General features: G+C 70.2%; 1 protein-coding gene. It reads right to left on the bottom strand.

Translation table 11 applies throughout. The features are described 5' to 3' along the window. Positions 1-36: 36 nt before the first annotated feature. Positions 37-607 (bottom strand): SigE family RNA polymerase sigma factor (locus tag GUY61_RS38815; protein WP_166634961.1); only part of this gene is annotated, 571 nt, incomplete at its 5' end.

The raw sequence follows: 607 nt of genomic DNA, 5'->3' as shown, positions 1-607 counted from the left end.
CCCCCGAAGGGCGGATCGGTCCCCCTCCCCCGGCCTTCAGGCGACGAGCTCCCCGAAGGACTCCTCCTCGTCACGGCCGAAGCTGAGGACCTCGTCCTCGCGCAGCCGGCGGAGCGACCGCCAGATGCTGGACTTCACCGTGCCGACGCTGATGTTGAGAATCTCCGCGATCTCCGGGTCCGTGCGGCCCTCGTAGTAGCGCAGCACGAGCATCGTGCGCTGCAGTTCGGGCAGCCTGGCCAGGGCCTGCCACAGCACGGCGCGCAGCTCGGTGCCGCGCATCGCGTCCGTGTCGCCGGCCGTCTCGGGCAGTTCCTCGGTCGGGTACTCGTTGAGCTTGCGCCGGCGCCAGGCGCTGATGTGCAGGTTCGTCATGGTACGGCGGAGGTATCCGCCGACCGCCGCCTTGTCGCTGATCCGGTCCCAGGCCTTGTACGTCGAGAACAGTGCGCTCTGCAGCAGGTCCTCGGCCTCGAAGCGGTCACCGGTCAGGTGGTAGGCAGTGGCGTACAGGGAGGCGCGGCGCTCCTGGACGTAGGCGGTGAAAGCCGCTTCGGCGTCCACCGTCTCCGCCGGGAGCGTCCGCTCCCCCGAGCCCTCCCCGTAC

It is taken from the genome of Streptomyces sp. GC420, from assembly GCF_009916105.1.
In the GTDB taxonomy this organism is placed as follows: Bacteria; Actinomycetota; Actinomycetes; order Streptomycetales; family Streptomycetaceae; genus Streptomyces.
The sequence above is the reverse complement of the archived record's forward strand: the minus strand, read 5'-3'. Positions and strand labels throughout refer to the sequence as shown.